This window comes from Erwinia sp. LJJL01 (genome assembly GCF_047300805.2).
Taxonomy (GTDB): domain Bacteria; phylum Pseudomonadota; class Gammaproteobacteria; order Enterobacterales; family Enterobacteriaceae; genus Erwinia; species Erwinia aphidicola.
Map to the genome: position 1 here is coordinate 154796 of NZ_CP178576.1, position 17821 is coordinate 172616.

The window sequence follows — 17821 nt, forward strand, 5'->3', positions numbered from 1 at the left end:
ATACCTTGTAAATGAGCAGGCGTTATTTTTCTGCGGAGAACAAGGATGATGACACAAATGGAATTTAAAAAATTTTACTATCACACAAACCGGGTGACTTATATTTATGAGTTCCTCTCGCAGGGTATTGATTATGAGATTATTATCGAGCAGCTCACCCATGTCGATCAGGCCACCATCAGCCTGCATGACGGCTTTACCCTCAGTAAAAATGGCGCGTATGAAGTTAGCTTTGATATTAAAGCGAATCGCTTAGCGAAGCGGTTATATGCGCGGGCGTTGCCTGGCCAGGTGTCAGCAATACAGGTTATTCGCCAGATGGAGAAAGCATTAATTGCACACATGGAAGAATTTAATGCTGGTATGTATATCTTCACCGCCAGCGATATTAAGCTGGCAGCGATTTATCGACGCATTATTAAAAAACACCACGCCAGGGGAAATACTCTGGAATCAGGCTTTAAACCCATCGGGAGGGGATATGTTATACGGACGAAATACTGTTACCGCTGAGCAAAAAGAAGCGGATAAAAAGGAAGATGAAGAAGCGTGGCAAAGAGCTCTCAATATACTCACTGCGATGATGGTGCGGGCCGGGGAAGCTTATGACGCCTGGAAAGCCGAAGAAGCGGCGAAGGCAGCCGCTGCCGCGCAGGCTGACTCCTCTGCCAGTGAGTAAGCGACTTTCCACTTTCTGATAAGCGCCATCCGGCGCTTTTTTTGTTATCCCAACCCTGTTAAGCAAATGTGATCCCCTTCGCGAATTCTGCACGCGCATCTTGTATGGTAGTACGTTAAGAGCGTATTTTTTCACCATTGTCAGCGCACAAGGCGAACTCAGAATGAAAATTGTTAAAGCAGAAGTCTTTGTTACCTGCCCCGGCAGGAACTTTGTCACCGTTAAAATCACCACTGACCAGGGGCTGACCGGCGTCGGTGATGCCACGCTCAACGGGCGCGAGCTGCCCGTTGCCTCCTACCTGAAAGATCACGTCTGCCCACAGCTGATTGGCCGCAATGCGCACCAGATTGAAGATATCTGGCAGTTCTTCTATAAGGGCGCTTACTGGCGTCGTGGCCCGGTCACCATGTCGGCGATCTCTGCCGTGGACCAGGCGCTGTGGGATATCAAAGGGAAAGCGGCGAATATGCCGGTTTACCAGCTGCTGGGCGGCGCATCCCGCACCGGGGTGATGGTTTACTGCCATACCACCGGCCACAGCATTGATGAAGTGATGGACGATTACGCCAAACATAAAGAGCTGGGCTTCAAGGCGATCCGCGCCCAGTGCGGCGTGCCGGGGATGAAAACCACCTACGGCATGGCGAAGGGGAAAGGCGAAGCCTATGAACCCGCCACCAAAGGTGCCCGCCCGGAAGAGCAGCTGTGGTCGAGCGAGAAATACCTCGACTTCACGCCAAAGCTGTTTGCGGCGATCCGCGACAAGTTTGGCTTCAACGAGCATCTGCTGCACGATATGCATCACCGCCTGACCCCGATTGAAGCGGCGCGCTTCGGTAAAAGCGTGGAAGCGTACCGCCTGTTCTGGATGGAGGACCCAACCCCGGCCGAGAACCAGGAGAGCTTCCGCCTGATCCGCCAGCACACCGTCACGCCGATAGCCGTCGGCGAGGTGTTTAACAGCATCTGGGACTGCAAGCAGCTGATTGAAGAGCAGCTGATCGACTATATCCGCACCACTATTACCCACGCGGGCGGCATCACCGGGATGCGCCGCATCGCCGACTTTGCCTCGCTGTACCAGGTGCGCACCGGCTCACACGGCCCGTCCGACCTGTCGCCAATCTGCATGGCGGCGGCGCTGCACTTCGACCTCTGGGTGCCTAACTTTGGCGTGCAGGAGTATATGGGCTATTCGGAGCAGATGCTGGAGGTGTTCCCGAACAGCTGGAGCTTCGACAACGGCTATATGCATCCGGGCGACAAGCCGGGCCTCGGCATTGAGTTTGACGAGAAGCTGGCGGCGAAATATCCCTACGAACCTGCGTACCTGCCGGTGGCACGCCTGGAAGACGGCACCCTGTGGAACTGGTAAGGAGAGAACAATGAAAAGTGTGGTGATTGAACGCCCGGGCGAACTGCAGCTGCAGGAGCGCCCGCTGCTCACCCCGTCCACGGGTGAAGTGCGCGTCAAGGTGCGCTTCGCCAGCATCTGCGGCTCTGACGTGCATATCTGGCACGGCCATAATCCCTTTGCCCGCTATCCGCGCGTCATCGGCCATGAGTTTTTTGGCGTCATCGACGCCGTCGGCGACGGTGTGGATGCTGCACGCATCGGCGAACGTGTGGCGGTGGACCCGGTGGTGAGCTGCGGCCACTGCTACCCCTGCTCCATCGGCCGCCCTAACGTTTGTCGCGAGCTGCAGGTGATTGGCGTACACCGCGACGGTGGCTTCAGCGAATATGCGCTGGCCCCGGCGGGCAATGCTTACACTCTGCCGGAAGCCATCCCCGATACGCTGGCCAGCCTGGTTGAGCCGTTTACCATCGCCGCCAATATCACCGCGTTCCTTAAGCCGCAGCCGGATGACGTGGCGCTGATTTACGGCTCCGGTCCGATGGGGCTGACCGCCATTCAGGTGCTGAAAGGCGTGTATAAGGTCAGGCAAGTGATTGTCGCCGATCGGCTGGATGAGCGACTGGCGATGGCCAAAGCCAATGGCGCGGACCTGGTGCTGAATAATGGCGAAACGCCGCTGGCAGAACAGCTGAATGGCGTGCAGCCTACGCTGATTATCGATGCCGCCTGCCATCCGTCGATTTTGGCGGAAGCGGCGGCGCTCGCCTCCCCCGCCGGGCGCATCGGCCTGCTTGGATTCTCCGGCGAGGCGTGCACCGTGACGCAGCAGAGCCTGACCAGCAAAGAGCTGTCGCTGTTCACCTCGCGCCTGAACAGCCATCGCTTCCCCGAGGTGATTGCCTGGATGGAGCAGGGGCTGATCCAGCCGGAAAAACTGGTTACCCATACGCTGCCGCTCAGTCAGATTGAGCAGGCGATGACGCTGTTCGAAAAGGATCCGCGCAGCTGCTGCAAAGTGATTTTACAGGTTAGCTAACACCAGAACGCCGCAGGCCCGGTTCCCGGCCTGCGGTCAATATCAATACCTCAAACCCTACCCACTAAAAATATAACAAGCGGAGTTATTACTATGTTTAAGAACCTGCGCTGGACGATAGTCTTATTACTGTTCCTTGTTTACATGATCAACTATCTCGACCGCGTCGCGCTGTCGCTGACCGTGCCGATGATTGAAAAAGACCTGATGCTGAACGCCGAAGAGTTTGGCCTGATTTTCGGCAGCTTCTTCTTCGGCTATGCCATCTTTAACTTTGTCGGCGGTCTGGCGACCGACAAATTCGGCCCAACGCTGACCCTCGGCGTCGCCGTCGGGATGTGGTCGCTGTTCTGCGGCTTCACCGCGCTGGCGACCGGCTTCTGGTCGATGCTGATCCTGCGCGTGCTGTTCGGCATGGCGGAAGGGCCTATCTGCGCCTCGGCTAACAAGGCCATTAACGGCTGGTTCCCAAAAAAACAGGCGGCAACCGCGATGGGGCTGCTTAGCGCGGGTTCTCCGCTCGGCGGGGCCGTGGCGGGGCCGATTATTGGCTACCTCGCCCTCGCCTTTGGCTGGCGCCCGGCGTTTGCCATTATCTGCAGCATCGGCATCGTCTGGATGGTGGTGTGGTTCTTTATCGCCTCGGATAACCCGCTAAAAAGCAAAATCATCAGCGAGCGTGAGCGCGCCCTGATTGCGCAGATGAAAGATGAGCAGCTCAGTGCGGAAGAGGAGCTGTCGCAGTCGCAGCACGGGCTCGGTTACTACCTGCGCCAGCCGATCATTCTGGTCACGGCGTTCGCCTTCTTCTGCTACAACTATATTCTCTTCTTCTTCCTGAGCTGGTTCCCGGCCTATCTGGTACAGGCGCACGGGCTGGATATTAAGGCGATGAGCATCACCACCATGATCCCGTGGATTGTCGGTTTCGTCGGCCTGGCGCTGGGTGGGATCATTTCAGACAAGATCTTTAAAGTCACCGGTAAGTTACTGCTTTCCCGCAAAATTGTGCTGGTGGTCTCGTTAATGGCAGCGGCGATTTGTGTCGGCCTGGCGGGTACGGTAAAAGAGGTAACGTCGGCGGTTGGCCTGATGTCGGTTTCCATCTTCTTCCTGTATATCACCGGGGCCATTTACTGGGCGATTATTCAGGACGTGGTGCACAAGAGCCGCGTCGGCAGTATCAGTGGTTTTATCCATCTGATTGGCAGCCTGTCCGGTATCGTTGGCCCGATTGTCACCGGCTATATCGTGCAGCACACCGGCAAGTTTGACAGCGCCTTTATCCTCGCCGGCTGCGTGGCCGCGCTGGGCGCGCTGCTGGTACTGCTGGTGATTAAACCGCCGAAAACCCATAACACCCCGGTTTCAGTGTGACCCCTGCGGGCGGGGATAACCCGCCCTAAACTAAGGATGTTTTATGCTCTCCCTCGATAAGCTTCCGCAAGACGTACAGCGCCCGCAGTATGACCGCAAGGCCCTGCGCACCCGCATGGTACATATCGGTTTTGGTGCTTTCCACCGCGCTCATCAGGCGGTATGCAGTGACCGCCTCGCCGCCGAGCAGAGCAGCGACTGGGGCTATTGTGAAATCAATCTCAACAGCGGCGAGCTGATTCAGGCTCTGCGCCAGCAGCAGCTGTGCTACAGCGTGGCAGAGATGGCCGATGACCGCCTCAATCTGCGGGTCATTGGCGTGGTGACCGCCGCTCTGCACGGCCAGTCCGACGGCATCAGTGCGGTACTGGATGCACTGTGCCAGCCGGATGTGGCGATTGTTTCGATGACCGTGACGGAAAAAGGCTACTGCCATCATCCGGCCAGCGGCAAGCTGAACCTTGAACACCCGGCTATCGTGCACGATCTGGCCCATCCGGATGCGCCTGAATCGCTGCCGGGCATTATTCTTGCCGCCATCCGCCGCCGCCGCGAGCTGGGGCTGGCTCCTTTCAGCGTGATGTCCTGTGACAATATGCCAGAAAACGGCCACGTCACGCGCCAGGTTATCAGCGCACTGGCCCGCCAGCAGCAGCCCGAACTGGCCGACTGGATTGCGCAGAACCTGACTTTCCCGTCGACCATGGTTGACCGTATCGTTCCGGCGATGACGGATGACACTCACCGCGCCCTGCACAATAAGCTGGGCTGCGAAGACCCGGTAGCCGTGGCCTGTGAACCCTTTTTCCAATGGGTGATTGAGGATAATTTTGTCAGTGGGCGCCCGGCCTGGGAGCTGGCTGGAGCAGAGCTGGTTACCGACGTACTGCCGTTCGAAGAGATGAAGCTGCGCATGCTGAACGGCAGCCACTCTTTTCTCGCTTACCTCGGCAATCTGGCGGGCTATGAACATATCAGCGACTGTATGGCCGATGCCAAATTTAAACAGGCCGCACGCCAGCTGATGCTCGACCAGCAGGCGCCGACGCTGCGCACTCAGGGCGTGGACCTGACGGCCTACGCCGATTCCCTGATAGCCCGCTACAGCAACCGCGCAATTAAGCACCGCACCGCGCAGATTGCCAACGACGGCAGTCAGAAGCTGCCACAGCGCTGGCTGGACAGTATTCGCTGGCACCTCGCCAACGGCAGCAACTTTGACCTGCTGGCGCTTGGCGTGGCGGGCTGGATCCGCTATGTCGCGGGCAAAAACGAACGGGGAGAGCCGATTGCGATTAACGATCCGCTGCGTGACGATCTGGCGCAGCGTGTGGCATCGAGCAGCGAAGGTCAGGAGCGCGTGAGTGCGTTACTGGCGATGACTAACGTATTTGGTGAAGATTTACCCGCCAGCGCGCAGTTTGTCAGCCGGGTCAACCATTTTTACCAGCAGCTGCTCAGCCAGGGTGCCAAACTGACGGTGCATCAGCTGGTTGCTGACGTTTAACGCTAGCGCACTAACGCCATGCTGATTAGACTGGTGCTTTCCCGTCGCTCGCAGGCAGGCTGCTGAGCCTGCCGCAAAAGGAAGTTGCCGAATGTCTTATACCATCACCGCCAGTGAACCGGTCAACCAGCAGATCTACCGCTTTTTGCGCCAGGAGATCGTCACCTGTGCCATTCACCCCGGTTCGCTACTGTCGGAAAAAGAGGTGTCTGCGCGCTTCAACGTCTCGCGCCAGCCGGTGCGTGAAGCCTTTATCAAGCTGGCGGAAGCCGGACTGGTGCAGGTACTGCCGCAGCGTGGCACCTTCGTGCGTAAAATCTCCGCGCAGCGCGTGGCCGATGGGCGATTTATTCGTGAGGCGGTGGAAGTCGCAGTCGTGCGGCGGGCGGCCGTTGAAGCGAGCGCAGACGGACTGGCGGCGCTGGAGCACAATCTGCAGCTGCAAAGACTGGCGGCAGAGCGCCATGACAGCCAGGCGTTCCTGCTGCTGGACGATGAGTTTCATCGCCTGATTGCACAAAGTATTCACTGTGAGCTGGCGTGGGAAACGGTGGAAAATATTAAAGCCACTATGGACCGCGTGCGCTTCCTGACGCTGAGCAAAGTCTCCCCGCCCGAAAGCCTGATTGAGCAGCACCAGCTGATTTATCAGGCGCTGCGCGCGAAAGATGCCGACGCCGCCGAAAGCGCGCTGCGCCGTCATTTGCAGGAGATGATCTTCTCCATCACCCCAATTGCCGAGCAGAACAGCGAGTGGTTTGAAGCGCTGTAACGCGTAGGGGCTGACCCTCTTTTTCGGTCAGCCCTTTTTGCTCACGGCTGATGCAAACCTTCAACACGGGTCGACCGGAAAAAATGGTCGACCCCTACGGAATTTTGTAGGGGCTGACCCTCTTTTTCGGTCAGCCCGTTTTACCTCAGGCGATAGTCACGTTCTTCGCCAGATACACATCCTGCACCGAATTAATCAGCGCCACGCCCTCTCTCATCGACTTCTTAAACGCCTTGCGGCCAAGGATTAACCCCATACCACCCGCACGTTTGTTGATCACCGCGGTACGCACCGATTCGGCGGTATCCGTCTCCCCCGCTGCTGCGCCACCGGAGTTAATCAGCCCGGCGCGGCCCATATAGCAGTTCGCCAGCTGATAACGCACCAGATCGATAGGATTATCACTGGTCAGATTGCTGTAGACGCGCTCGTCGGTATGACCGAACTTCAGCGCCTGGTAGCCGCCGTTATTCTCCGCCATCTTCTGCTTAACGATATCCGCCCCGATGGTGGCGGCCAGATGGTTGGCCTGCCCGGTCAGATCGGCGCTGGCGTGGTAATCCACCCCATCCTTCTTGAAAGCATCGTTACGCAGGTAGGCCCACAGCACGGTGACCATCCCCAGCTCATGCGCCCGTTCAAACGCGGCGGAGATCTCCTCAATCTGGCGACGCGACTGCTCAGAACCGAAATAAATCGTGGCACCGACCGCCACCGCACCGAGGTTGAACGCCTGCTCGACGCTGGCGTACAGGGTCTGGTCGTACTGCGTGGGGTAGCTCAGGGTTTCGTTGTGGTTCAGCTTGACCATAAACGGAATGCGGTGGGCATAGCGGCGCGATACCGACGCCAGCACGCCATAGGTGGACGCCACGCAGTTGCATCCGGCTTCAATCGCCAGCTCCACGATATTTTTCGGATCAAAATAGAGGGGATTGGCGGCGAAGGAGGCCCCCGCAGAGTGCTCAACGCCCTGATCGACTGGCAGGATAGAGAGGTAACCTGTCCCGGCTAAACGTCCGGTGTTGTACAGGGTTTGCATATTGCGCAGTACCGCTGGCGGGCGGTTATTATCCACCATCACCCGATCAACATAATCCGCGCCCGGGAGATAGAGGCTGTCCGCTGGAATAGTCATGCAGCGATGTTGCAAAAGAGAGTCTGCTTCTTTGCCCAGTAACTGTACGATGTCCGTCATGGTAACTCCTGTCAAAGTTGTGGAGGCCGCAGCGAAGCGGCCCGCGGGTCAGACTGACTGACCTCAACAGGGTGAACCTAAAACGTCCATTAAGGCAAATTGCTGACTCCATTTTTCAGAAGGATCCGCACTAAAAAGCGTGAGGGGGTGCGCGCTACCACCACTGATGGAAATGGTGCACCGGGCCGTGCCCGTGGCCGACTTCCAGCGAGTCAGCCTGCTCCAGCGCCCCCTGCAGCCACTGCTTGGCGGCCTGCACCGTCGTTACCCAGTTATCATGGCGCGGACGCAGCGCTGCCAGCGCCGCCGAGAGCGTGCAGCCGGTGCCGTGGGTGTTGCGCGTGTTAATACGCGGTGCGGTGAAGCGCTGTTCTAACTCGCGGGTTAACAGCCAGTCAGGGCTCTCCTCTTCGCTGAGGTGGCCGCCCTTCATCAGCACAGCCTGGCAGCCGAGCGCCAGCAGCGCCCGCCCTTGTGCGCGCATCTCGGTTTCGTTGCGCGCGGGCTGGCACTGTAACAGAGCCGCAGCTTCAGGCAGGTTTGGGGTGATCAACGATACCTGCGGCAGCAGGCGTTCGCGTAGCGTGGCAACGGCCTCCACCGAGAGCAGCGGATCGCCGCTTTTCGCCAGCATCACCGTATCCAGCACCACCCACGGTGCGCTGGCACCCTTCAGGCGATCGGCCACCACGTCGACGATGGCACTTTCCGCCAGCATGCCGATTTTAATGGTGTCGATGCGCACGTCGGACAGCACCGAATCCAGCTGCGCGGCGACAAAATCCGGCTCAATGCGATACACCGACTGCACCCCGGTGGTGTTTTGCGCCACCAGCGCGGTGATCACGCTGGTGCCGTAAGCGCCCAGCGCGGAGAACGCCTTAAGATCGGCTTGAATACCCGCCCCGCCGCTCGGGTCGGTACCGGCAATAGTCATGGCGTTGATACGTTTCATACCAGCGCCTCCGGATTGAGTTGGTACAGGGCATCGAGAAACGCCGGGATAAAGCTGCCCGGCCCCTTCACCTGCGCGGCAGCACGCTCGCCAGCCAGCGATACCACGCGGCAGGCACTGGCGACATTCACCAGACGGTCGCCCGGCAGCGCGGCAAACCCGGCCACCACAGCCGACAGTGCACAGCCGGTACCCACCACGCGAGTCATCAATGGCGAACCGCCGCTCACGCTTAGCGTGCGCCGCCCGTCGGTAACAAAATCGACCTCGCCGGTTACCGCAATCACCGCGCCGCTGGCAAGCGCTAGGGTTTCGGCGGCCTGTAACGCTGCATCCGACGGATGCAGGCTGTCGACGCCACGCCCGCTGACCGCCTGTTTTGCCAGCGCCATGATTTCGGAAGCATTACCGCGAATCGCGGCGGGCCTGCTCGCCAGCAGCTGCTGACAGAATTCACTGCGGAAATCCAGCGCGCCGACCGCCACCGGGTCCAGCGTCCAGGCGTGTCCGGCGCCATTCGCAGCGCCGATCGCCGCACGCATCGCGTCACTGCGCGAATGCGTTAGCGTGCCGACGTTGACCAGTAAGGCATCGGCGATGGCGCTGAACTGCGCGGCTTCATCCGGGTCGATCACCATCGCCGGGGAGGACCCCAGCGCCAGCAGCACGTTGGCGGTAAAGGTTTGCACCACGTCATTGGTCATACAGTGGATTAACGGTGATTTTTGGCGAAACAGCGCCAGAGAGTGGGCCACGTCGGCGTGGCTGAGGCTTTGAGGTTGGATCATGATTACTCCCAACCGGCGATCAAGAAGGCGATGCCGGTCGGGCATCTGACTTCCCTACGCTGGCATTATCCAGTTCAGGTTATGCGGGTTTTTCTCAGCCGGACGGTTAGGTCGGGCACCCCGAGTCATTGATAAATCGTTAAATTTTAGAATTCATTGCGCTGGTAGCGAATCCACAGAATACGGGGGATGGCGCTATCTTGTAAACCCATTTGTCATGCATCCGAATACCAGACGCATCTCGTAGGTGACAGGTTGCGCAACGCCCATAATCCCACCTCTTTAACCGTGCCAACACCGCAAATACATCCAAATAATAGAGACAGAAATGAAACTTTTTATTGCCGCAACACTACTCGCCCTGTCTGCATCAGCCAGTGCAGAGACAGCGCCGCACTGGACCTATGAAGGCCAGGCTGGACCAGAAAACTGGGGGAATCTGAGCGAAAAGTTCGCCACCTGTAAAATTGGTCAGTTTCAGTCACCCATTGATATCCGCTTTGTCACTAAAGCGAATCTTCCCGCGCTAGAAATGGATTATCACTCTGAGGCGGAAAGCCTGGTGAATAACGGCCATACCTTACAGGTCACCGTGGATGATGAAGATGATTTCAAGCTGGATAACAGGATGTTTAGGCTGCGCCAGTACCACTTCCATGCGCCGAGCGAAAACCTGATCAACGGCAAGCGCTATCCGCTGGAGGTGCACTTTGTGCATGCGGATGCCAGTGGTTCACTGGCGGTAGTTGCGGTGATGTTTGAAGTGGGTGCGGAAAACAGTGCTCTCAATCCCATCCTTAAGCGCATTCCGGCTAAGTTAAACCAGAGTGTGAAGCTGGATGAGCGTTATGACCTGAAACCCCTGTTCCCGACCGATCTACACTACTACCGTTTCAGCGGCTCGCTGACCACACCACCTTGCACAGAGGGCTTGCGCTGGCTGGTGATGAAAAAGCCGGTCACCTTGTCCGCAGCACAGCTGGCGCAGTTCCAGAAAGCGCTGGCACAGAGCAACAATCGCCCGGTGCAGCCGCTGAATGGCCGTATGGTAGTCGAGTAAAGGCTTTTCTATCCCTGCTCCGCCACCAGCAGCGCCAGCGTATCCGGCTCCAGCGCCTTGAAGATATGCGGGCGATCGCCGGGATAGCAGATGTAATCGCCGGGGAATAACTCTTCCGGCGACTCTTTCAGCCCCACCAGCGCCCGCCCCTGGGTGATGATAATATGCTCAACAGAGCCGGGAATATGGGGCTGTGAGAGGCGTTCCTCGCCAGGCTGGGTGATCAGCAGATAGATATCCCGCCGCGCGCCCGGCGGACAGCTGGCCAGCAGAATGGCCTCATAGTTGCCGCGCTCGGCCACCACTTTACTTCCCTCTCCACGCCGTACCACCTGAGTCTTATTGCTCTCCGGCTCCAGCAGTTTAGCAAACGGGATATTCAGCGCCACGCACAGCGCCCACAGCGTTTCCAGGCTGGGATTGCCGTTACCCGCCTCCAGCTGCGACAGCGTGGATTTAGCGATCTCTGCCCGCCGGGCGACTTCGGCCAGCGACAGCCCTGCGCGCGTCCGCTCGCGCACCAGGCTTTGGGCAATCAGGGCGATTGGCTGGGTCATGCCTTACCTCACAGTTCGTTAAAACGAACGAAACGTTCGTCTTGATAACCTATTCTAATGCGTTCATTATAATGGCAGTTTCGTTCGATAGGGTTAGAAAAGCATGTTTAGCCACAATTTTTCCTCGCTGACGCCCGCCACGCGTAAGGCGATCTACCTGATCTGCCTTGCCGTTGGCGTGGTGGGTGTTTCCTACGGTTCTCTGGCAACGGCTTACGGTTTTCCGCTGTGGGTGCCGCTGTTCTCCTCGCTGTTTGTGCTGGCCGGGGCGTCAGAGTTTATGTTTATCGCCATTATTGCCAGCGGCGGCAATCCGTTAGCCGCCGCCGCCGCCGGGCTGCTGGTCAATGCCCGCCATTTTCCGTTTGGCATTGCGGTGCGCGACCTGGTCGGTTCACGCCTCTCCGCGCTGCTTGGCTGCCATATTATGAATGACGAAAGCGTGGTATTTGGCCTGTCGCAGTCCACGCCGCAGCAGCGTAAGGCCGCATTCTGGCTGTGCGGGCTAGGGGTGGCGATCGTCTGGCCGCTTGGGGCGCTGATCGGCAGCCTGATTGGCACCCTGCTGCCCGATACCAGCGTGATTGGGCTGGATGCCGTGTTCCCGGCGATCCTGCTGGCGCTGGTGATCCCGGCGTTTAAGTCTCGTACCACCCTGACGCGCGCCTCCTGTGGCGCGGCGCTGTCGCTGCTGGCAGTGCCGTTTACTCCGGTCGGCTTACCGGTGCTGCTGTCGATGGCCGGCCTGCTGGCGAGGAGGAAATAATGCCCGCTCACTCTTTGATCATCAGCGGTATCGCGATTCTGGCGCTCGGCACCTGGCTGATGCGTTTTGCCGGAGCAAAACTCGGTAACCGCATGGCGCTGTCAGAAAATGCGCGCACGCTGCTCTCCGATGCCGCCACCACGCTGCTGTTTGCCGTTGCCCTGGCGAATACCTTCTATGAAGGGGTACATTTTGCCGGGATTGCCCGCGTGGCTGGGGTGGCCGTGGCCGTGCTGCTGGCCTGGCGTAAGGCGCCGCTGATCGTCGTGATCTTCGCGGCGGCGCTGGTCACCGCCCTGCTGCGTTATGCCGGGGTCAGCTAACCGCCTTTACGCGCTTTTTCTTCTTCAGAAACGGCTGTTTTGCGATAAACTCTGCGCCGTTGCCACACGGCGTTTTGCTGCAGGAGTTTCATCATGAATATTCGTCCGTTTACCGAAGCTGACCGCCCCTTTTTGCGCACGCTGTTTCTCGCCTCGCGCAAGGCGAACTGGACCTGGCTGGACGACGCCGAATGGCAGTTAGAGGATTTTGACCGCGTGACGCTCGGCGAGCGCGTGCTGGTGGCAGAAGAGGACGGGCACCGCGTGGGTTTTGCCGCGGTGCTGGATAACGATAACTTTTTGCACAGCCTGTTTATTGACCCGGCCTGGCAGGGCAGCGGCGCGGGCAGCGCGCTGTTGCAGGCGGTACAGAACAGCTTTACCTCTACCGGGGCGCTCAAGTGCCTGGCGGAAAACTTACAGGCGCAGAGCTTCTATAAAAAGCACGGCTGGCGGGTAGTGGCGCAGGGCGAGAGCGACCAGGGTGAATACCTGTTAATGCACTACGTGCTGAAATAGCCGCCACCGCAGCATCACACCTGCACTGAAATATAAAATCGGCTTGCCGCCTGTCGAACACAACCGACTATAATGCGGTTTTAGCTCTAAGAATGGCGCCAGAACCGACGATGACCAACAGACCTCTTCACGAACAGGCGGGCGTAAGCAAAAACGCTTATGAGATGCTGCAATATCTGAAGCGCATTGCGCGTGGCGACAAGGCCTTTACTATCCAGGACACCCTGCTCAACCACCGCTGCAACGTGACGCCGGATAATGACTTTACCCTGATTAACCAGCTGTTTGACGGCGGGAAAATCGATTTTGATTATTCGATGGTGGATGGCTTCCAGCAGCGGCACGTGCGTTTAGTGTGAAATATCTTAAACAGGCCGACCAGAATAAAGGTCGGCCCCCTACAAAGATAGAGAATTACAGCGCGCGGAAGGCGATATCCTGCGGGATAACGTCGCCCTGCCAGTAAAGCTGGGCCGCCACGGCGTTCGCCAGCTGGCGGTAAAGGCGCGTAAACTCACTGTCCGGTCGGCGCACCACGGTTGGCTCACCAGCATCGAGGTCTTCGCGCAGGCTGATGTGCAGCGGCATCTGACTCAGCAGCCGGGTGTGATACTGCGCCGCCAGCTTCTCCGCCCCGCCGGTGCCAAAGATCGGTTCATGATGGCCGCACTGGCTACAGATATGCATGCTCATATTTTCCACCACGCCCAGTACCGGAACGTTGACCTTCTCGAACATCACAATGCCCTTGCGCGCATCCAACAGCGCAATATCCTGCGGTGTGGTGACCACTATCGCCCCGGTCACCGGCACGTTCTGCGCCAGCGTCAGCTGGATGTCTCCGGTGCCTGGCGGCATATCGAGGATCAGGTAATCCAGCTCCGGCCACAGCGTTTCATTCAGCAGCTGCATCAGCGCCTTGCTGGCCATCGGGCCGCGCCACACCATGGCGTTATCTTCGCTGACCAGGTAGCCAATCGAGTTGGTTGCCAGGCCGTGCGCCACGATCGGCGCCATATGCGTGCCGTCCGGTGAGGTCGGGCGCTGATCTTCCACGCCCAGCATGTCCGGGATCGACGGGCCGTAGATATCCGCATCCAGCAAACCCACTTTCGCCCCTTCCGCGGCCAGCGCCAGCGCCAGATTCACCGCCGTGGTCGATTTCCCCACCCCGCCCTTGCCGGAGCTGATGGCGATAATATTTTTCACGCCGTTGGTGCCCGGGCGGTTTTTCACCCGCTGCAGCGTGGCGACATCCAGCGTTAAGCGCCAGTTAATCGCGGTAGCTCGGGTCAGGCGCAGCAGCTCGGCGCTGAGCGAAGCTTTCAGCTCCTCAAACGGGCTTTGCCAGACAAACGGCATGCCCAATTCGATATGCAGCGTATTATCCATCAGCGCGCAGTGGCGTAACGCCTTCAACGTCGTGAGGTTGTGCTGCAGAGTGGGGTGTTCAAACGTCGTCAGCACGCCCATCACGATAGCACGCAGCGCCTCGGGGGAGTGATGCCCCCTGGATTGTGAAGTCATCTCGGTTCCTTGATATTGCTGGTGGTTTTGTTCGATATCTGCGTTTAAGCATATCAGATCTGCCATGTACTGACCTTAGCCGCTGGAAAAATCCTCGGGCAGTAGAAGCCCTTGTTTACGCAGGGTCCGGCAATCGGTTACCATCTAAACCCCTTTTTCAACAGGTATGAGCTAAGTCTCACTATGACTCAAGTCGCGAAAAAAATTTTGGTAACGTGCGCACTGCCGTACGCTAACGGCTCCATCCATCTCGGCCACATGCTCGAGCATATCCAGGCAGATATTTGGGTCCGATACCAGCGAATGCGCGGCAATCAGGTTTACTTCATCTGTGCCGATGACGCACACGGTACGCCAATCATGCTGAAAGCTCAGCAGATGGGTATTGCGCCGGAGCAGATGATTGCCGAGATGAGTCAGGAACATCAGACCGACTTTGCCGGTTTCGAAATCAGCTATGACAACTACCACTCGACGCACAGCGAAGAGAACCGTGAGCTGTCTGAGCTTATCTATACTCGTCTGAAAGAGAACGGTTTTATTAAGAACCGTACCATCTCTCAGCTCTACGATCCGGAAAAAGGCATGTTCCTGCCGGACCGTTTTGTTAAAGGCACCTGCCCGAAATGTAAATCTCCGGATCAGTACGGCGACAACTGTGAAGTGTGCTCGGCCACGTACAGCCCGACCGAACTGATCGACCCGAAATCGGTGATTTCTGGCGCCACGCCGGTGATGCGTGACTCTGAGCACTTCTTCTTTGACCTGCCAGAGTTCAGCGCCATGCTGCAGGCGTGGACGCGCTCCGGCGCGCTGCAGGAGCAGGTGGCGAATAAGATGCAGGAGTGGTTTGAATCCGGCCTGCAGCAGTGGGATATCTCGCGCGATGCCCCCTACTTCGGCTTCGAAATTCCCGGTGCGCCGGGCAAATACTTCTACGTCTGGCTGGATGCCCCCATCGGTTACATGGGCTCGTTCAAGAACCTGTGTGATAAGCGTGGCGACATCAACTTTGACGACTTCTGGAAGAAAGATTCGGACGCCGAGCTGTACCACTTCATCGGCAAGGACATCGTCTACTTCCACAGCCTGTTCTGGCCGGCGATGCTGGAAGGCAGCAATTTCCGCAAGCCTACCAACCTGTTTGTGCACGGCTATGTCACGGTCAACGGCGCGAAAATGTCTAAATCGCGCGGCACCTTTATTAAGGCCAGCACCTGGTTGCAGCACCTGGATGCCGACAGCCTGCGCTACTACTACGCGGCCAAGCTCTCTTCGCGTATCGACGATATCGACCTCAATCTGGAAGATTACGTGCAGCGCGTTAATGCGGACATCGTAAACAAGGTGGTGAACCTGGCCTCGCGCAATGCCGGTTTCATCAACAAACGCTTTGGCGGCCAGCTGTCTGCTGAACTGGCCGACCCGGCGCTGTACAAAACCTTTACTGATGCCGCTGAGAGCATTGGCGAAGCCTGGACCAGCCGTGAATTTAGCCGTGCCATCCGCGAAATCATGGCGCTGGCCGACGTGGCCAACCGCTATGTTGACGAGCAGGCTCCGTGGGTAGTGGCGAAGCAGGAAGGCCGCGATGCCGATCTACAGGCGATCTGTTCAATGGGCATCAATATGTTCCGCGTGCTGATGACCTGGCTGAAGCCGGTGATGCCTTCGCTGGCCGAGCGCACCGAAGCCTTCCTGAATCAGGAACTGAGCTGGGACGGCATTCAGCAGCCGCTGCTGAGCCACAACATTTCGGCGTTCAAGGCGCTGTATAACCGCGTTGAAATGGACAAGGTTAACGGCCTGATTGAAGCCTCGAAAGAAGATGCCGCGGCGGCAAAAGCACCGGCTAGCGGCCCGCTGGCGGACGACCCGATCGCTGAAACCATCAGCTTTGACGACTTCGCCAAAGTTGATATGCGTATCGCGCTGATTGAGAATGCCGAGTTCGTTGAAGGTTCTGACAAGCTGCTGCGCCTGTCGCTGGATCTCGGCGGCGAGAAGCGCAACGTGTTTTCCGGCATCCGCGCCGCCTATCCTGACCCGGCGCTGCTGGTCGGCCGCCTGACGGTGATGGTAGCGAACCTGGCGCCGCGTAAAATGCGCTTTGGCATCTCGGAAGGAATGGTGATGGCAGCCGGTCCTGGCGGGAAGGATATCTTCCTGCTCAGCCCTGACAGCGGCGCACAGCCAGGCCAGGCGGTTAAGTAACTTCGTAGGGGCGGGGCATGCCCCGCCCGGGTCAGGCATGCCTGACCCCTACGGCGATTGTCGTTCAATCCTGGGGCCGACCATGCGCAACGTTCCGCTTGTTTTATGGCAATACCTCCGCGCCTTCTTCATAATCTACCTCTGTCTTTTTGCCGGTCGCGGCATTGAAACGCTGTTGCCCGTCGCCATCCCCGGTAGCATTCTCGGTATGCTGCTGCTGTTTGCCCTGCTCGCTTCACAGCTGCTGCCCGTTCACTGGGTGAAACCCGGCTGTCATCTGCTGATCCGCTATATGGCGCTGCTGTTCGTGCCGATCAGCGTCGGCGTGATGAACGATATGGATATTCTCACCGCCCAGTTTGCCCCAATTGTGCTCTCCTGCATTGTCAGCACCCTGATTGTACTGGTGACCGTCGGCCTGATTTCGCAGCGCCTCAACGATCGCCACATCCAGCGAGCGGGAGGCGAAAATGAGTGATATCTGGTGGTCGCTACCGCTGACCATTGCGGTGTTCTTCGCGGCGCGAAGGCTGGCGGCAAAAGTGAAAGTGTCGATCGTCAATCCGCTGCTGATCGCCATGGCGGTGATTATTCCGCTACTTTTGCTGCTGCAGCTGCCCTATACGCGCTACTTTCAGGGCAGCAAGCTGCTCAATGACCTGCTGCAACCGGCCGTGGTAGCGCTGGCGCTGCCGCTGTATGAGCAGATGCATCAGATCCGCGCACGCTGGAAATCGATTATCAGCGTATGCTTTATCGGCAGCCTGACGGCGATGATCTCCGGCACCGCGATTGCGCTGTGGCTGGGCGCAACGCCGCAGATCGCCGCTACCCTGCTGCCGAAATCGGTCACCACGCCGATTGCGATGGCAGTCTCCGGCACGCTGGGCGGCATCCCGGCGATCAGCGCCATCTGCGTGCTGCTGGCCGGGGTGCTCGGCGCGGTGTTCGGCCATATGCTGCTGAACCTACTGAAGGTGCGCAGTAAAGCGGCGCGCGGGCTGGCGATTGGTAATGCATCACACGCTCTTGGCACCGCTCGCGCTGCTGAAGTGGACTATCAGGAGGGCGCATTCAGTTCGCTGGCGCTGGTACTGTGCGGGATTATCACTTCCCTGCTGGCGCCGTTTATTTTCCCGCTGCTGATGGCGCTGTGGGGATAAAACTTGCGATAAGTCTC

20 protein-coding genes and 1 riboswitch are annotated in these 17821 nt (G+C 58.3%); of the genes, 15 read left to right on the forward strand and 5 right to left on the reverse strand.

Annotation, left to right across the window (positions count from 1 at the left end):
• Positions 1-45: 45 nt before the first annotated feature.
• The 7 genes from ACLI4M_RS01585 (at position 46) to ACLI4M_RS01615 (ending at position 6734) form a co-directional block, all read left to right on the forward strand.
• Positions 46-513: a hypothetical protein gene (locus ACLI4M_RS01585; protein ID WP_133623278.1), complete on the forward strand. Its 468-nt coding sequence runs from the start codon at positions 46-48 to the stop codon at positions 511-513.
• Positions 482-679: a hypothetical protein gene (locus ACLI4M_RS01590; protein ID WP_133623277.1), complete on the forward strand. Its 198-nt coding sequence runs from the start codon at positions 482-484 to the stop codon at positions 677-679. The genes ACLI4M_RS01585 and ACLI4M_RS01590 overlap by 32 nt, the downstream gene beginning before the upstream one ends.
• Positions 680-842: 163 nt before the next feature.
• On the forward strand, positions 843-2057 hold the full coding sequence (gene manD, locus ACLI4M_RS01595; protein WP_133623276.1) for a D-mannonate dehydratase ManD: 1215 nt from the start codon (positions 843-845) through the stop codon (positions 2055-2057).
• Between the two features lie 10 nt (positions 2058-2067).
• Positions 2068-3078: a Zn-dependent oxidoreductase gene (locus ACLI4M_RS01600; RefSeq protein WP_133623275.1), complete on the forward strand. Its 1011-nt coding sequence runs from the start codon at positions 2068-2070 to the stop codon at positions 3076-3078.
• Between the two features lie 93 nt (positions 3079-3171).
• Positions 3172-4455: an MFS transporter gene (locus tag ACLI4M_RS01605; RefSeq protein ID WP_048915553.1), complete on the forward strand. Its 1284-nt coding sequence runs from the start codon at positions 3172-3174 to the stop codon at positions 4453-4455.
• A 43-nt stretch (positions 4456-4498) separates the two neighbouring features.
• Complete coding sequence (locus ACLI4M_RS01610; RefSeq protein ID WP_133623274.1) at positions 4499-5962, forward strand: mannitol dehydrogenase family protein; 1464 nt, start codon at positions 4499-4501, stop codon at positions 5960-5962.
• Between the two features lie 91 nt (positions 5963-6053).
• The gene (locus ACLI4M_RS01615) at positions 6054-6734 is read left to right on the forward strand and encodes a GntR family transcriptional regulator (protein ID WP_133623273.1); all 681 of its coding nucleotides are present in this window, start codon (positions 6054-6056) and stop codon (positions 6732-6734) included.
• A 145-nt stretch (positions 6735-6879) separates the two neighbouring features.
• Here ACLI4M_RS01615 and fbaB read toward each other — a convergent pair whose 3' ends face one another.
• The 3 genes from fbaB to thiM form a co-directional block, all read right to left on the reverse strand.
• The gene (gene fbaB / locus ACLI4M_RS01620; RefSeq protein ID WP_133623272.1) at positions 6880-7932 is read right to left on the reverse strand and encodes a class I fructose-bisphosphate aldolase; all 1053 of its coding nucleotides are present in this window, start codon (positions 7930-7932) and stop codon (positions 6880-6882) included.
• 154 nt (positions 7933-8086) lie between these two features.
• Positions 8087-8887 carry a bifunctional hydroxymethylpyrimidine kinase/phosphomethylpyrimidine kinase gene (thiD, locus tag ACLI4M_RS01625; RefSeq protein WP_133623271.1) on the reverse strand — a complete coding sequence of 267 codons (801 nt, stop codon included), beginning with the start codon at positions 8885-8887 and terminating at the stop codon, positions 8087-8089.
• Positions 8884-9675: a hydroxyethylthiazole kinase gene (gene thiM / locus ACLI4M_RS01630; RefSeq protein WP_133623270.1), complete on the reverse strand. Its 792-nt coding sequence runs from the start codon at positions 9673-9675 to the stop codon at positions 8884-8886. Before thiM ends, thiD begins: the two co-directional genes overlap by 4 nt.
• Before the next feature lie 34 nt (positions 9676-9709).
• Positions 9710-9808: riboswitch (TPP riboswitch) on the reverse strand.
• A gap of 195 nt (positions 9809-10003) precedes the next feature.
• On the opposite strand from thiM, the gene ACLI4M_RS01635 reads away from it, so the two are divergent.
• The gene (locus ACLI4M_RS01635) at positions 10004-10735 is read left to right on the forward strand and encodes a carbonic anhydrase (protein ID WP_133623269.1); all 732 of its coding nucleotides are present in this window, start codon (positions 10004-10006) and stop codon (positions 10733-10735) included.
• Positions 10736-10743: 8 nt separating this feature from the next.
• On the opposite strand, the gene ACLI4M_RS01640 is transcribed toward ACLI4M_RS01635, so the two are convergent.
• Positions 10744-11292, reverse strand: a complete 549-nt coding sequence (locus tag ACLI4M_RS01640) for a helix-turn-helix domain-containing protein (RefSeq protein WP_048915546.1) — start codon at positions 11290-11292, stop codon at positions 10744-10746.
• Between the two features lie 103 nt (positions 11293-11395).
• On the opposite strand from ACLI4M_RS01640, the gene ACLI4M_RS01645 reads away from it, so the two are divergent.
• The 4 genes from ACLI4M_RS01645 (at position 11396) to ACLI4M_RS01660 (ending at position 13259) form a co-directional block, all read left to right on the forward strand.
• On the forward strand, positions 11396-12058 hold the full coding sequence (locus ACLI4M_RS01645) for an AzlC family ABC transporter permease (protein ID WP_048915545.1): 663 nt from the start codon (positions 11396-11398) through the stop codon (positions 12056-12058).
• The gene (locus ACLI4M_RS01650; RefSeq protein ID WP_133623268.1) at positions 12058-12381 is read left to right on the forward strand and encodes an AzlD domain-containing protein; all 324 of its coding nucleotides are present in this window, start codon (positions 12058-12060) and stop codon (positions 12379-12381) included. The genes ACLI4M_RS01645 and ACLI4M_RS01650 overlap by 1 nt, the downstream gene beginning before the upstream one ends.
• Positions 12382-12474: 93 nt before the next feature.
• Positions 12475-12900, forward strand: coding sequence for a GNAT family N-acetyltransferase (locus ACLI4M_RS01655; protein ID WP_048915543.1), 426 nt, complete (start codon positions 12475-12477; stop codon positions 12898-12900).
• A gap of 110 nt (positions 12901-13010) precedes the next feature.
• Entirely contained in the window at positions 13011-13259 is a 249-nt protein-coding gene (locus ACLI4M_RS01660) for a hypothetical protein (RefSeq protein WP_062818168.1), read from the forward strand.
• 55 nt (positions 13260-13314) lie between these two features.
• On the opposite strand, the gene apbC is transcribed toward ACLI4M_RS01660, so the two are convergent.
• Entirely contained in the window at positions 13315-14427 is a 1113-nt protein-coding gene (gene apbC, locus ACLI4M_RS01665) for an iron-sulfur cluster carrier protein ApbC (RefSeq protein WP_133623267.1), read from the reverse strand.
• Between the two features lie 132 nt (positions 14428-14559).
• Here apbC and metG point away from each other — a divergent pair, with 132 nt between their 5' ends.
• The 3 genes from metG to ACLI4M_RS01680 all read left to right on the forward strand — a co-directional run bounded on the left by metG (position 14560) and on the right by ACLI4M_RS01680 (position 17804).
• Positions 14560-16641 carry a methionine--tRNA ligase gene (gene metG, locus ACLI4M_RS01670; protein WP_366521322.1) on the forward strand — a complete coding sequence of 694 codons (2082 nt, stop codon included), beginning with the start codon at positions 14560-14562 and terminating at the stop codon, positions 16639-16641.
• A gap of 82 nt (positions 16642-16723) precedes the next feature.
• Complete coding sequence (locus tag ACLI4M_RS01675) at positions 16724-17119, forward strand: CidA/LrgA family protein (protein WP_048915539.1); 396 nt, start codon at positions 16724-16726, stop codon at positions 17117-17119.
• Positions 17112-17804: a CidB/LrgB family autolysis modulator gene (locus tag ACLI4M_RS01680; protein WP_048915538.1), complete on the forward strand. Its 693-nt coding sequence runs from the start codon at positions 17112-17114 to the stop codon at positions 17802-17804. Before ACLI4M_RS01675 ends, ACLI4M_RS01680 begins: the two co-directional genes overlap by 8 nt.
• Positions 17805-17821 lie beyond the last annotated feature (17 nt).